Origin of the sequence: Desulfomarina profundi, from assembly GCF_019703855.1 — a bacterium.
In the GTDB taxonomy this organism is placed as follows: domain Bacteria; phylum Desulfobacterota; class Desulfobulbia; order Desulfobulbales; family Desulfocapsaceae; genus Desulfomarina; species Desulfomarina profundi.
Genome location: NZ_AP024086.1, coordinates 2,273,524 through 2,286,368, shown reverse-complemented (window position 1 = coordinate 2,286,368; position 12,845 = coordinate 2,273,524). Strand labels below are relative to the sequence as shown.

The 12,845-nt window shown below is 44.3% G+C and carries 12 protein-coding genes; 5 read left to right on the top strand and 7 right to left on the bottom strand.

The window, feature by feature from the left end; all coding sequences use genetic code 11:
* Positions 1-86 precede the first annotated feature (86 nt).
* The 7 genes from LO777_RS10505 to LO777_RS10475 all read right to left on the bottom strand — a co-directional run bounded on the left by LO777_RS10505 (position 87) and on the right by LO777_RS10475 (position 8,626).
* Positions 87-2,183, bottom strand: coding sequence for a molybdopterin-dependent oxidoreductase family protein (locus tag LO777_RS10505; protein WP_228853867.1), 2,097 nt, complete (start codon positions 2,181-2,183; stop codon positions 87-89).
* The gene (locus tag LO777_RS10500; protein WP_228853866.1) at positions 2,150-3,310 is read right to left on the bottom strand and encodes a molybdopterin-binding domain-containing protein; all 1,161 of its coding nucleotides are present in this window, start codon (positions 3,308-3,310) and stop codon (positions 2,150-2,152) included. Before LO777_RS10500 ends, LO777_RS10505 begins: the two co-directional genes overlap by 34 nt.
* Positions 3,311-4,576 carry an NrfD/PsrC family molybdoenzyme membrane anchor subunit gene (gene nrfD / locus LO777_RS10495; RefSeq protein WP_228853865.1) on the bottom strand — a complete coding sequence of 422 codons (1,266 nt, stop codon included), beginning with the start codon at positions 4,574-4,576 and terminating at the stop codon, positions 3,311-3,313.
* 15 nt (positions 4,577-4,591) lie between these two features.
* Complete coding sequence (locus tag LO777_RS10490; RefSeq protein WP_228853864.1) at positions 4,592-5,317, bottom strand: 4Fe-4S dicluster domain-containing protein; 726 nt, start codon at positions 5,315-5,317, stop codon at positions 4,592-4,594.
* Positions 5,318-5,605: 288 nt separating this feature from the next.
* A complete protein-coding gene (locus LO777_RS10485; RefSeq protein ID WP_228853863.1) occupies positions 5,606-6,268 on the bottom strand; it encodes a response regulator in 663 nt (220 codons plus the stop codon).
* Positions 6,258-7,688, bottom strand: coding sequence for a sensor histidine kinase (locus LO777_RS10480; protein WP_228853862.1), 1,431 nt, complete (start codon positions 7,686-7,688; stop codon positions 6,258-6,260). Before LO777_RS10480 ends, LO777_RS10485 begins: the two co-directional genes overlap by 11 nt.
* The gene (locus tag LO777_RS10475; RefSeq protein WP_228853861.1) at positions 7,688-8,626 is read right to left on the bottom strand and encodes a substrate-binding domain-containing protein; all 939 of its coding nucleotides are present in this window, start codon (positions 8,624-8,626) and stop codon (positions 7,688-7,690) included. Before LO777_RS10475 ends, LO777_RS10480 begins: the two co-directional genes overlap by 1 nt.
* A 385-nt stretch (positions 8,627-9,011) precedes the next feature.
* Here LO777_RS10475 and LO777_RS10470 point away from each other — a divergent pair, with 385 nt between their 5' ends.
* The 5 genes from LO777_RS10470 (at position 9,012) to LO777_RS10450 (ending at position 12,261) form a co-directional block, all read left to right on the top strand.
* On the top strand, positions 9,012-9,998 hold the full coding sequence (locus LO777_RS10470; RefSeq protein WP_228853860.1) for an arsenic resistance protein: 987 nt from the start codon (positions 9,012-9,014) through the stop codon (positions 9,996-9,998).
* 49 nt (positions 9,999-10,047) lie between these two features.
* Entirely contained in the window at positions 10,048-10,491 is a 444-nt protein-coding gene (locus LO777_RS10465; protein WP_228853859.1) for a putative zinc-binding protein, read from the top strand.
* Positions 10,492-10,623: 132 nt separating this feature from the next.
* Positions 10,624-11,076: an Lcl domain-containing protein gene (locus LO777_RS10460; protein WP_228853858.1), complete on the top strand. Its 453-nt coding sequence runs from the start codon at positions 10,624-10,626 to the stop codon at positions 11,074-11,076.
* Positions 11,077-11,172: 96 nt separating this feature from the next.
* The gene (locus tag LO777_RS10455) at positions 11,173-11,538 is read left to right on the top strand and encodes a thioredoxin family protein (RefSeq protein ID WP_228853857.1); all 366 of its coding nucleotides are present in this window, start codon (positions 11,173-11,175) and stop codon (positions 11,536-11,538) included.
* Between the two features lie 12 nt (positions 11,539-11,550).
* On the top strand, positions 11,551-12,261 hold the full coding sequence (locus LO777_RS10450) for a cytochrome c biogenesis CcdA family protein (protein ID WP_228853856.1): 711 nt from the start codon (positions 11,551-11,553) through the stop codon (positions 12,259-12,261).
* Positions 12,262-12,845 lie beyond the last annotated feature (584 nt).

Genomic DNA, 12,845 nt, shown 5'->3' with positions numbered 1-12,845 from the left:
TCTACCTGGCAGATACGCCTGTCCTGGTTTACTGGATGATATGTGCAGTAGCTGCAACAGTACAATGAAGTGATCTTATCTCTTTTCTAAGCAACTTTTTCTATGTTGACATAGGAGTCATAAAAAGAGCATGAACCGCCAATGGGATCTGTCAGGCACATGTTTTTGACCTGGGGATCAACCAGCATAACCGGATTTGGGCAGATGCCGGTGGCTCGGCGTTTGTCTCCCTTGACCATCTGGCCGTTGACTTCAACATCATTTGATCCGTAGGCCCAATGGCCAAAACTCCAAGAAGCACAAACGGTTCCCGGTCGTATCCCTTCAATCACATTCACCTTGCCGATGATATCCTTGGTAAATGAATTATTTACCCGTGTCTGGCCTTTAGTGTTCGTTGGACTCACCAGTCGTATTGAGTCACCGCTTTTAAGCCCCAGTCGGCGGGCATCAACACTGTTGAGCCAGATGTAATTCTCGCCAGCTTCAGCAGCCATTGTCCAGTAATTGCCTATGGTTCTTGATTGACCACCCAAAATGTGTTTGTAAGTGAAAAGCTGGAAAGGATAGTCTTTACTGAAGGTTACTTTGTTCCCTCCTGCATCGAGAATCGGTTCGTAAAAAGGCATGCCTTCGAGATGTTCTCCGGTCATTGAATGTTTGCCTCTGGCGACATTTTCAGCAAACAGATTGAACTGTCCCTTGAATTGATGGTGTACATGATTTCCTTTGTAGGCTCCTGATGCATCTTCAAAACGGCCACCGCGGTTTAACACGGTAATGACAGCCCGCCAGATCTTTTCATTACTGCCAACCGCTTTTTTCCAGTAACTCTCCTCAAAAACTGCCGGAGACATGTGCCGTCGTGCTTTGAGAAAGACATCGATCTCTTTCTGGGAGGCCAGGGGGGCTATATCTTTGCCGTTATGATCACCGTAAGCAATATTTGCGACACTTTTAAGGAAGAAATCCTCCCGGGTACGAAAATCCAGCCCTGGCGCGAAACCACCTTTACCAAATCCGGACACCTTGAGTTTTTCTGCAATGGCCAGCATGACCGATTCCATGGAAATCGGTTGTTTTCTGCCGAAAACCGTACATGTCTCCACCAGTGATTCAACTACCGGCTGTCGTACTTTACTGCCGTTAGTTAAAACGGCTGGTGTCATGTGTGGTGTCCCCCATCTTTCCCATATAGCAGTGTCGGGAAAGATGTAATCGCAGTACATGGATGTTTCTCCAATAACGATATCATCGGCAAAAAGAAGGGGGATTTTTTTGGGATCGCGAAGGTAATCAATGATATTGTTGGCACCCGGCACAGAAAAACCGGGTGTACCTTTATGTAGATAGAGCGCTTTCAAATGATAAGGATAGCCATCAACACCACTGGGGATTACCTCCTGATAGACACTGCCAGTATAAGGATACCAAGTCCTTTGTGCTGGATATCCGTTTTTCTTAAAGAGCGTACTTTTTTCATAAGCGATGCCTTCCCTGCTGATTTTAATTCCAAATTTACCCAGTTTGCCGGGGTGGAGTTTTTTCAGAGGAAAAGGCTGGCCTTTTTTGCTGCCATCTTCATGCCAGTGGCTGCCACCGGGATGCATACCGCCTTTCCAGTCGCCGTTGCCGACCAGCATGTTCAAGGCAATTATAGTCCGGCCGTTATGATATCCGTTGGTGTGCTGAACCGGACCTCGGTACATATCGGCCATAACCTGACGGCCGTAGCTGGTGAATTCACGGGCCAGGGTGATCAACAATGTGGCATCATCAAGACCTGCTTCTTTTGCCCATTCTTCAACGCTGTGCTCGTTGACAATTTTCCTGAGCAGCCCAAATCCAGTCTTGTATTTTAGACCGTTGATTTCACCTTCGGCCTCCAGGTCACCGACCACAGGATTTGTTTCTTTATATGGATCAAAAGCAACCAGTTGCCCATTGACACTGACCACAAAATCGTGTTCGCCGCCGAGACCCACATCACTGCCCCTCAATAATCGTGTACCTTTCCCGCTGTTTTTATCCAGAACCACCAGATGGGTAGAATTTGTCCAGGTGGTGTCACCGCTTTTTTTGGCAGCACTGCGGTTTGCCGCCCGGATATATGGTTCGTTGAATCTTTTATTATCAATAATCCAGCGAATCATACCAAGTGCCAGGGGGCATCGCCACCACATTTGATTGGCACCCAGTAGTTGGCCTTTGCTGCGGAGTGGCTGCAACGAGGGTCGACCACAGCCATTTTCATGCCATTTCTGGCCTGGGCGTTGGTTATGTAAGATATCCAGTTTGTAGGCCCGAAGTTGGCTTCGAAAGGACTGGTCCCAAAAAAGATGACAAACCTTGCATTGGGAATATCCGGTTTCAGATGATGTTTGCCGTGCCCCCATTTTCCATGTTTGTACTGTTTGGTTGATTCATTAAAGGCAATGTGGTGAGATTGTTCGCAGACCGTTGTATGCTCAAACCAGTTGGCCGAACCAAGAGAATCGTTGACCCACCGTTTGGCAAATTCTTTACGGCCATGTTCGATACGGCCGCCCAGAAATACAAACTGATTATTTTTGGGCCCAAGATCCGGGAACTCAGGATTAACCAGCAGCTCTGTATTTTTTCCGTGAACAGCCCGGAAATCAGCCGCAGTCATTTCACCTTTAGCCACTTTGGCGGCATCTGCTTTCAGAGCTTTCATCAGAGCAGGGTCCCGGACAGCAAGAATTTCTTTCAACCCTTCCACAGGGCCTTCTCCGAAAAGATCACCACCATTAACGATCTCACTTATGGCTTTGTCAAATTCGATAGTTACCCACTGATTCTCTCCTCGTTTTGTTCCCGGTTTTCTTTTCAGCACCTTGCGGATACGGTAAGGGTCATAGAGTGTCTGTACTCCTGCATTCCCTTTGGGACAAAGACGCCCGTCATAGTAAACAGCATCTTCTACCGGCATATCATAGGAAAGGTGCGGGTGCATGTTCATGGGGCTGTACGGATTACCCTCAACTTTGACCATCACTCCATTGTTGATCTTGGTTTTTATGGTACAGGCTGTGTGACATTGCAAACAGCAACTGTAAATAATATTTTCCGGATTATCAAACGGGTAAACATTTGCAAAGCTATCCTGAGCCTTGGCAATACCAGCGGAGAAGAGATTGGATTTCATCAGTTGACTTGCCGCCAGAACCCCGCCAAAAAAAGCAGTGCTTTTCATGAAACCACGTCGGTTCATGGTGTATTTTTTTCCATCTATTTCAATTTTTTTATCCATGTTTTTTTCCATACTATCGCCTGTGTAATTACTCATTTAAGCAACCTCCCTGTTGTCGTCCTTGACGATTGGCAATATTTTTTCTCCAACCAGAAAGAGGAGCACTCCAAAGCAGGTAACCCAGGCAGCCACAAGCCATTCCATTATACTCGGCAGATAAGTAAATTTCAGTCCAGGTCCGCCAAAGGCATATTCCAGGCCGGGAATTTCCGGGTTTATCTGGGCCGGGATAACAATATTAAAACGGACAGCGATAAAGGTTACGGCCACCAGCAGGCAGGCAAAAGCTATGGATCCCCCTACATACTTGTCTGGTTGTCCCTTGGGCACCGCCCTGGCAAAAAGAATGATTACCGGTACCACTACTCCGATCAGGAAATGAACGATCCAGAAAACGTACCAGTATGGGCCATGTAAAATTGCCTCTAAAGGTAGCCGTTCCGCTGGAGCGAGGGAGTAGAGGCCAACCAGGAATTCAGCAATTTCGAGTAGAAAATCAAAAAGGATCAGTGCCAAGACTATTTTTCCCAGGAATTTCATTATCTCGTTGAGTTGCTGTTTGTTTTTGTCCGGTCCCCAGATATAGACAACTGCGGTGAGTAGTGCGCCGCCGGAGGCGAGAGCTCCAATAAGGAAAGCAATCGGCATCAGGCCGCTATTCCAGTGTGGCCTGGCCTGAACTACGCCGAAGAGTGCTCCAACCCCGCCGTGAAAGGCAATAGCCAGAGGGACACCAATGGTTCCCAGAACCCTGAGTCTGGCATGGTCGCGGGCTTTTGCCTCTTTCGACGTATCCGTTGAGCCAAAACTCAGAAATTTGGCAAAAGCAGCTGAACCACTGTTGCCGGTTTGAGCGGTTTCAATCAGGTCAACGCGTAGAGCAAACCATAGTTCGACCAGGATAATGGCGAAATAGGATGAATACAGTATTCCCATCCAGGACATCATTGAATTCAGGTTCATGTGGAGCAGTACATTTCCTACCCGGAACATGTGACCCAGATCCATCCAGATGGAAAGAAGCGCGGCCACCAGACAGCCGAAGGCGGTAAACAGTGCCAGTTTTCCTATCTTTTCCAGACGTTCAATCCTGGCAACATAAACCAGTGTGGATAACAGAAACGAACCGGCGGACAAACCGATAAAATAGATATAGAAAGCCACCCAGAGTCCCCAGGGGATATAGGAGCCGTAATCAGCCAGTCGGTGTCCCGTGGTGAAGCGAAGGTACATGCCATAGATACCGACTCCAAAACCGATAACGGCAAGCAGCCAGACAATTGATTTGATAAATCGTTTCATTCTCCCTCCCTCCTCTTAGACTAGATATGTGGTAGCCGGTTCGGTTCCTTCCTCTTCCCGTAATTTCCTGGCGCGGGGTGAAGCAAGAAGTTCAGCAATAAGGCTTTTGGGATCGTTGGCATCACCGAAATAAGTGGCATCACCAATGCAGGTAGACACACAGGCCGGCAACATACCTTTTTCAACCTTGTGAATGCAGTACGTGCATTTTCGGGCGTTACCCACGGGTGAACTTTCCCGATCTTTGCGAGGCCATGCTTTACCATATTCAAAATTAGGTTCTCTTTCGTATTGCATAATCTCTGGCGTGTTATCAGTGTAAAAATAGCCCATATCAAAAGTTCTGGCTGAATATGGACAGGCGCTGATACAATATCTGCAACCAATACACCTTTTGTAGTTAATCTCAATAATACCGTCCATTCGCTTCCAGGTAGCGTGTGCGGGACAGACTTTGACGCAGGGTGGGTCGTCGCACTGCATACAGGGGCGGGGGAGAAAACTTTTGCGGACATTAGGATAATTACCGTGCTCTTCTTCCACCACCGGCCGGTAGACAACACCGGGGGGCAGGTGATTTTCAGCAACACAGGATGTGGTACAGGCCGTACACCCGACACATTTTTCCTGGTCGATGACCATAACCCAACGTCTGTCCTGTATAGGTTTTTGCAGGGCACGCCTGATGTCATCAATCATCCGCTTTCTGATTTCGTGCGGTTTGATGTCAATGAGAGCCATTGATTAATCCTCCTGTTTTTGAAATATCAGAAAATAAAAAATAATAACCTGAAAATCTCTTTTTCAATTCTGTATTTCATTTGTGATTGCAGACCCGGGCCGTTGTTTTTTCCGTTACTTACAGGTCGGTGTAAAACGAATTATGAATTTATTGGGATAGTGTACGCTTTTTCGATATGAGGAAAAAGAGGAGAAAATATGGTTTATTGTAGGGGAAAAACTGACAACAGTAGGTTGTTCGTGGGGGAAAGTATGATCTTAATGAAATCTTTATTGAGAATACGAGGGCTAACCCATTTTTCCCAGTCGCATAACCAGGCGAACCAGTTCGGAGCGTCTGTCAATATCGAGTTTAACCATACCTCTTGAACGGTAGGTCGCAATTGTTTTTTCGCTGAGTAAACATTTTTCTGCTATTTCTTTACTGGTATAGCCGCGAGCGACCAGAATGAGTACTTCCTGCTCTCTGGCAGACAATTCTCCCCAGCGAATAATTTCTTCGGCAGCCTGGGGGATATGTTTTACCGAAGCGTCAGGTATATAAGTTTTTACCAGAGAGGGATGGACATATATTTCGCCACGCATGACCGAACGAATCGCGTAGAGCAGATCCTCTCCCAGTCCTTTTTTTAAGACAAAGCCCCGTGCCCCTTTTTTTAAAGCTTTTTGCATGTACTGGGCATTGTCATGCATGGTCAGTATGATTATTTGTGTTTTTGGTGTTAAATCAAGTAATTCTTCAATTAAATCCAGACCACTTGTTTTCTGCAGGGTGATATCAAGGAGAATAATGTCAGGTTTCACTCTTTCTGCCTGTTGCAGAGCATCTCTGGCATTACTTACCTGGACGATGACTTCTATATCCGGTTCTTCATTCAGAAACAGGCAAAGACCATGAAGAAGCATGATATGGTCGTCTACAACCATTAGTCTGGTAATGTTATCCGCCATTTTTCCCTCCCGAAACTGTCGGTATTGTGACCACAAGCATGGTTCCCTGACCTGGTTCTGATTCCAGACGGAAAACTCCGTTCACCAATTCCACCCGTTCCTGTATACCCCGTACACCAAGTCGTTCAGTATTCTGCAGGATACCAGGATCAAAACCGTCACCGTCATCATCGATTACCATGCGTAAAGTGTTGTCCGCAGCCCATTCGATCAATATACTTATATGACAGGCCCGCCCATGTTTAATTGCATTGCGGATTGATTCCTGGAGGATACGGTATAGACAGGTCTCAATTACCGCGGAGGGGCGGCGTCCGGCGAAACCGATGATTGTCTGCTGGATATCCACATCTTTTATTGTATGGATTTTCTGGATAAACAGGTTCAGTGCCGCAATCAATCCCATATCATCAAGGACACTGGGGCGTAATTCCAGTGCCATATTATGGATTGCTTCAAGTTCATTTTCAATGTTTATCTTGAGTTGTCGTATATCTTGCTTCGTTTTTTCAGAGGTGGCGTTTCGCTCGAGAAGTTTCAGTCCAATCCCTATCGATGTCAGCGATTGACCTGTCTGGTCGTGGAGTTCCCTGGCAATTCGTTTACGTTCATTTTCCTGGCTTGTGATGATTTTTTGCAGGAATTCCCGACGAATATTCTCTTTTTCTTTTCTGGCTTCTTCAGCGAGTTGGAAACCGGCACTCATCTCATTGAATGCCTGGGTCAGTTCTCCAACTTCATCCGGGGATTGTAATTCCGGCATTACCGGGAATTCACCTTGGCGGATGGCATTGGTTGCCCGTAGTAATTCCTTAATGGGGCGAACGATAACCCAGCTCAGGCCCACAGCAAAAAAGATGCCGATTGCTCCAACCAGTGATGTGGTCATAAAAAGAGCCTCAATCATCTTTTTATTGTCAAGACGAACAAAGCTGTCAACAACTCCCACGGCGACACTGCCATTCCAGCTTTGGGTAACAGGTGAAATGGTTTCCCATATCATGCCTTCATCAGTCTGTATCGTTTGTGTTTTCTGGTGGTGTCTGGCAACCTGGCGGAGGTGTTTATATAACTCCGTGGGAAACTGGCTGCCGAAGGTGTGAGCAAGAATATTTCCTGTATTGTCAAGTACTGCTATATATCTGATATCCCGTCTGTTGTCCTTGGTATTCAAGAGATATCCTGTCAGGCCGTAAAGATCGTTGATCAGGGTGTAATCCGGCACTTTGTTGACAATTTCTGCAGCAACAGACCGACTTTCTTCCTTTATAAACGCATTTGCATGTTCGTTGAGATACCTTGAAACCTGAAAAGAGAGGGCACTCCCCATGCTGAGGGATAACCCGATAACCATCCCGATAATTTTTGTCTGCAGGGAAACCGATATCAGGCACTGATGGATTTTTCTCAATATAAACATTATTGATCGCTTGAAACGGGATTGCCTGTTGGGTACAGTGAATAATCGGGTGGGACAAAACGATCTATTCCCAGTTGTTTCAAAATCGCACTGCCCTCTTTGTGGTCATTCATCGAGAGCAGAATAGTGCGTATCTTTTTAATTTCTTCTTTGCGGGCTTTTGTGGATACGACTATTGGTGGCATGCCAAAATCTGGTGAACGAAGGATTATTTTTGTGCGTTTGGCCAGTGAAGGATCCCGTTTGACAGCATAGGAGTAGACCAGGCTGTCAACTGAGGCACCGTCTGCTATACCTTCGGAGACAGCTGCTATGGAATGATCATGACTGTAGGTAAACAACGTCTGACGAAAAAACTTTTTTTCTGTCCATCCATACTTATTGAGAAGAGAAAGAGGATAGAGATAGCCTGTATTTGACAGAGGGTCTGTAAAGGCAAAAATATGGTTTCGAAGTTCCTCGAAGGTATTGGTTGTTGCTGTTGCCGGCACGATAATCAGGGCGTTATAGGTTCGTTTGCCCTGTATCTGAGGAACGGCGAGTAATCTCATCTGGTTTTTTCGTAAGCCATCCAGAAAAGCGCCCGTGCAGACAAAAGCCATATCCACTGCGTTTCGAGCAACTATATCGTTTATTTCTCTATAGGTGCGACGCTGGACCAACTGAACAGGTGTAGCAAGGCGCTGGGCAAGATAGTTAAGAAACGGCTGGTAGGAGTCGGCAGTGCCCCGTGGCGAAAGGATTGCTGCGACTGCCACTTTAAAGGTTTTTTCCTGCTCAGCAGTATTGGTCTGTTTCAGAGGGGCAAGTTGTTTCAGATGTATAAGATCCGAACCCTGTTGGTTATTCTCTGGTTTGCCGTCATCGCATCCCGAAAGAAGCAACACCGCAACGATCATGATCGATATTAACAGTCCGGAGCAACTGATTTGTTTCATGGTTGGTTCCCGGGTATTTTAAAAGATACTGATTTTATTACGAATTACTGGAGGGCAACTGTAACAGAGTTTAGCCGGAGTTGATACTCCAGACGGCAACGGTCATGTTGAACTTGTTGAATATGGGAGTAAAACTCAAGAATACGGTTTGTCTATAAGTAGCCCCCCGTTTTCATGGAATTTAGAAAAAGACTTTTTAGACGATTATATTACTCTGTACGTTGAAAGCTTGCTTTATGTTTTTCATAGGAGTAATGTATCCGCATAAGCGGATGCGATCAAGTTTAAAAAAGATTTATGTCGAGGTGGCAGGAAGTAGACAGGAATTTTTGCTGAGCCTAATGAGTAATCAGGTATTATTGAGGGGCTTTTCAGGGAGGATGCAGTGGTTAAGTACATGCAGGGTTTTTCGAGGTTTTTAAAAAAATATATTCCTCTGATCACTTTACTCGATATTCTCACTGCACTCTATGTCGGTACTCATTATCATACATTTACAAGCAGTCTTAACCCGTTGATTCTGCCTGTTGTTCTTCTCATGCTGTTACCGATGATGATGACCATAGTTGTTAAAGAATTGAAGCTGGTTATACGGGATAAAAAAATAATTATTATTGCGTCCCTGATTAATTTTGTTCTTTCGCCTCTGATAGGTTTTATCTGGGCCGCATTGTTTTTCAAGGGGCTTGACCCTCAGTTTATTGCCGGGTGGATACTCAAATTAACTGTGCCCTGTTCATCCATGATGGTGGCATGGACGGGAATGTCCAGAGGAAAAACAGAAACGGCCTTGGTAATTCAGGTGGTCAGTTTTCTGCTGGCGACCGTGGCAATTCCACTTTGGATGACACTTCTTGTCGGGACCTATGTTTCTGTAGATTTCTGGTTTTTTGGGAAAAAAATTATGTTGATCATTGTACTGCCCATGGTCGTAGGAGTCAGTATTCGGGAGTTACTCATTTGTCGCAAATACGGTAAGAAGTTTTTTAAAGAAGAAATAAAACCTTTTTTGCCGCCTATCTCCAGCGTGGGTATGTTTATGGTCATATTTATTGCTGTTGGGGGACAGGCAAGTGCTATTGTGGACAATCTCCATCTTGTCGGGATTTTACTCATTTCTATTGTTCTGGTTTATCCGCTGTTACTCGTTCTTTCACTGTTTGTTTCAAAAAAAGCGATGATACCCTATCAGGACAGTATTGCCATTGGTTTTGCTACAACAGCAAAAAATCATGGTATTGCTCTGGCCCTGGCCGTTTCATCAATTGGAGGATTATCTATCCTGCCCTCTACCATAGTACCGATATTCCAGGTCTCCCTGATGATGATTATTTGGAAAATGTCATCCAGGATAGAACAATGGTTCAATTAATCAAATGAGTTGTTTAGCGTTCTGCAAAAAAGAAATATGGAGGAATTGAATGAAAAAGAAACTGATTTCCCAGATCAATAATCCGGATGCAGCGGATACTATTACCAACCAGCATAAAAAATTTGGAAAAACCATTGGTGTTAACGGTTGTTTTGGTAGTTCCAATATCGGACAAATGACCGGTTTTATAGCCAGGAAAATAGTAAGTGAAATTCCAAGCGCTTTTATGCGCTGTCCCATCGGGCTGTACCCGGAAGTAGAGGGGCCAAGCCAGGTTATGTTGTACGATGACTATCAGGTGGTTATCGATGGTTGCAAAGGCAAATGTCTGGGGTTGACCTGTGAAAAAGCCGGGCTGTCGATGGATCTCTATTACACACTTGATGATAATTTTTCTCTCAAGAAAAAGCCTGGGCCCGATTTTGATGAACAGAAAATGAACGAAATTGCAGATCTGATTATCAAGGATATCAGAAAAATGACAGATGCTTGATTTTGTATCAGCTGTGTTGTGAATTTTATCCCCTATGTCACGTTTTGAAGCACATCGGAGTATTTCGCAAAATTAACATTTTTTTTCAAACCGGGCGAAAGAAAAGCATTTTTTAATGTAAAAAGGAGTTTCATGAAAACAACACATTTTACTCAGATCTGTAGAATTATGGTTGTCTGTTTTTCTTTGCTGCAAATTCATACAGTTGCCAATGGAGGTTCATTAAAAAATATTGGTAACGGAATCTGTCTCGATCAGGAAAAAGGGCTGATGTGGCAAATTGATAAAAGTAAAAGATATTCAGATATTGAAGATGTCAAAGTATATGGTAATAAGCTGAACCTTGGAAACTACACAGACTGGCGTCTTCCAACCACTATGGAAAGTCTTGAACTCCGAGGGATTATCTCTATTCAGGGAAATAATGATTGCCAGTTTCCCAAACTGGAGAGTAGGTATTGGCTGGTTGATAAAAAGAGAGGAACCGTTCCCGTTAAGCTGGAACTTGAATGTTTTTGTCGAGGTGATTTTAACCTGGTTTTGGGAAACAAAGGTTATGTTCGGATGGTCCGTGACATAAAATGAGCTGATTAAAAGGAATTATTTCTCGAGATATCACAGTAAAAATCGGCAAGATTGTGTTCAAACAACGGCTGCCGTTCTTCGAATTAAGGTAATATTATGCATGATATAAAGAAAATAGTTACAGTGGTAGCCCTTTTTTTTGTTTTCCCCATACAGGCGGCCTGGTGTGCGCCTGAGATTCCTGTAAAGGATACGGTGACCATGGTCGATCTGGGTTCAACAACATGTATTCCATGTAAACTGATGGAACCGATTCTCAAAGAACTCCGACAGGAATATAAAGGGCGGGTTGAAATCCTTTTTGTTGATGTATTCAAAAAGAGAGATACAGCGAGGAGATTCGGTATCCGAGCCATTCCGACCCAGATATTTTTTGATGCTACAGGTAAAGAAATCTGGCGTCATGCAGGATTTCTTGAAAAAAAAGTTATCAAGCAAAAACTTGATGTCCTACTGCAATAAAGGAAGAATCAGATGTTTGATCAAATATTTCTTGCCATTAATTCCTGGATGGCCGGAGGGCTGGCCATAGCTGTAGTAGGTTGCTTTTCCTGGGGAGTTGTCAGTGTCCTTTTTTCTCCCTGTCATATGGCCTCTATTCCTCTTATTATCGGGTATGTCGGTGGCCAGAGGTCAATTCTCGAGGGAAAACATGCTGTTCCTTATGCCGTTCTTTTCACTCTTGGTCTGTTTATTACTATTGCCATTGTTGGAATAATCTGCCTTCTACTTGGCCGAATGCTTGGAGATGTCGGCCCGTATTGGACCCTTCTGCTGGGTGGAATTCTTATCTGGGTTGCTGTAGACATGTTGGGAATTGCAAAATGCAGGATGCCAAATATTCTTGGCAAATTACAATTGCATGGACTTGCTGGTGCTTTTATTCTTGGTCTTGCTTACGGTGTTTTATCCGGGTCCTGCACCTTTGGTTTCATTGCACCGATTCTGGCAATTATCACCGTTCAGAAAAAAATTGTAACCGGGCTTTTACTGCTCACCTTTTTTGCTATCGGTCATTGCACCCCTATTGTTATTGCCGGAAGTTCAGCAGCAACGGTCAAAAGGATGCTGGCAAATTCTTCTTTTCAGAAGAAAGGGGTCTGGTTCCGTAAAGGTTCAGGTGTAGTGATTGGTATACTGGGGCTCTATTTTATTGTCCGTCCCTGGCTGCCGTGGGTATCTTGAAATATATGTACTAGCCCGCATTTCTATGAACATTGTGGCAATTTTGAGAATAACTATAGAACACAAACAATGAGACAATTATCAGTGACCCGGATAAATTTACACAATGTTCACCCAGGGGCAGTCCAGGCGACGCCATCTTCTATACTCTTTCTGCAGTAAACTGTACTGATCGTTGTTTTATCAAAAAATCTACCTCGTCTTTTTTCCAATGTTTTTCTCGAGTTGTTTTTCATTATTGTTCTCTTTTAAGAGCAAAGTCCTTCCTGATTGCGTACGAAATCAGCCTGACATTTGCGAGCCAGCAGATGTGCCTGTTTTATCAAGCACATCTCCAACTTGACTGAGTTTTATGGGTAATCAGAAAATCCTTGGATTACAATTCCTGGTTAATGTCTGCTTTCGCATATTTGAAATACGTAACGTACTCATTTTATACATTTTTTCTCAATAGTATTATTGGCCTTATGTTAACAGTAATGCCTGTACCATACTAAAGAATCAAGACCGGACAGGATAAATAATCTGATTTGCCTGCAGAAATTATCAAAAAAAGTTTGACACAAGTGGGAGGTGAGTTATAT

Coding starts and splice junctions, on each gene's coding strand:
- LO777_RS10505 (WP_228853867.1), bottom strand. CDS start 2,183: ATGTGGTGGCGATGCCCCCTGGCACTTGGTATGATTCGCTGGATTATT.
- LO777_RS10500 (WP_228853866.1), bottom strand. CDS start 3,310: ATGAGTAATTACACAGGCGATAGTATGGAAAAAAACATGGATAAAAAA.
- nrfD (WP_228853865.1), bottom strand. CDS start 4,576: ATGAAACGATTTATCAAATCAATTGTCTGGCTGCTTGCCGTTATCGGT.
- LO777_RS10490 (WP_228853864.1), bottom strand. CDS start 5,317: ATGGCTCTCATTGACATCAAACCGCACGAAATCAGAAAGCGGATGATT.
- LO777_RS10485 (WP_228853863.1), bottom strand. CDS start 6,268: ATGGCGGATAACATTACCAGACTAATGGTTGTAGACGACCATATCATG.
- LO777_RS10480 (WP_228853862.1), bottom strand. CDS start 7,688: ATGTTTATATTGAGAAAAATCCATCAGTGCCTGATATCGGTTTCCCTG.
- LO777_RS10475 (WP_228853861.1), bottom strand. CDS start 8,626: ATGAAACAAATCAGTTGCTCCGGACTGTTAATATCGATCATGATCGTT.
- LO777_RS10465 (WP_228853859.1), top strand. CDS start 10,048: ATGAAAAAGAAACTGATTTCCCAGATCAATAATCCGGATGCAGCGGAT.
- LO777_RS10460 (WP_228853858.1), top strand. CDS start 10,624: ATGAAAACAACACATTTTACTCAGATCTGTAGAATTATGGTTGTCTGT.
- LO777_RS10455 (WP_228853857.1), top strand. CDS start 11,173: ATGCATGATATAAAGAAAATAGTTACAGTGGTAGCCCTTTTTTTTGTT.
- LO777_RS10450 (WP_228853856.1), top strand. CDS start 11,551: ATGTTTGATCAAATATTTCTTGCCATTAATTCCTGGATGGCCGGAGGG.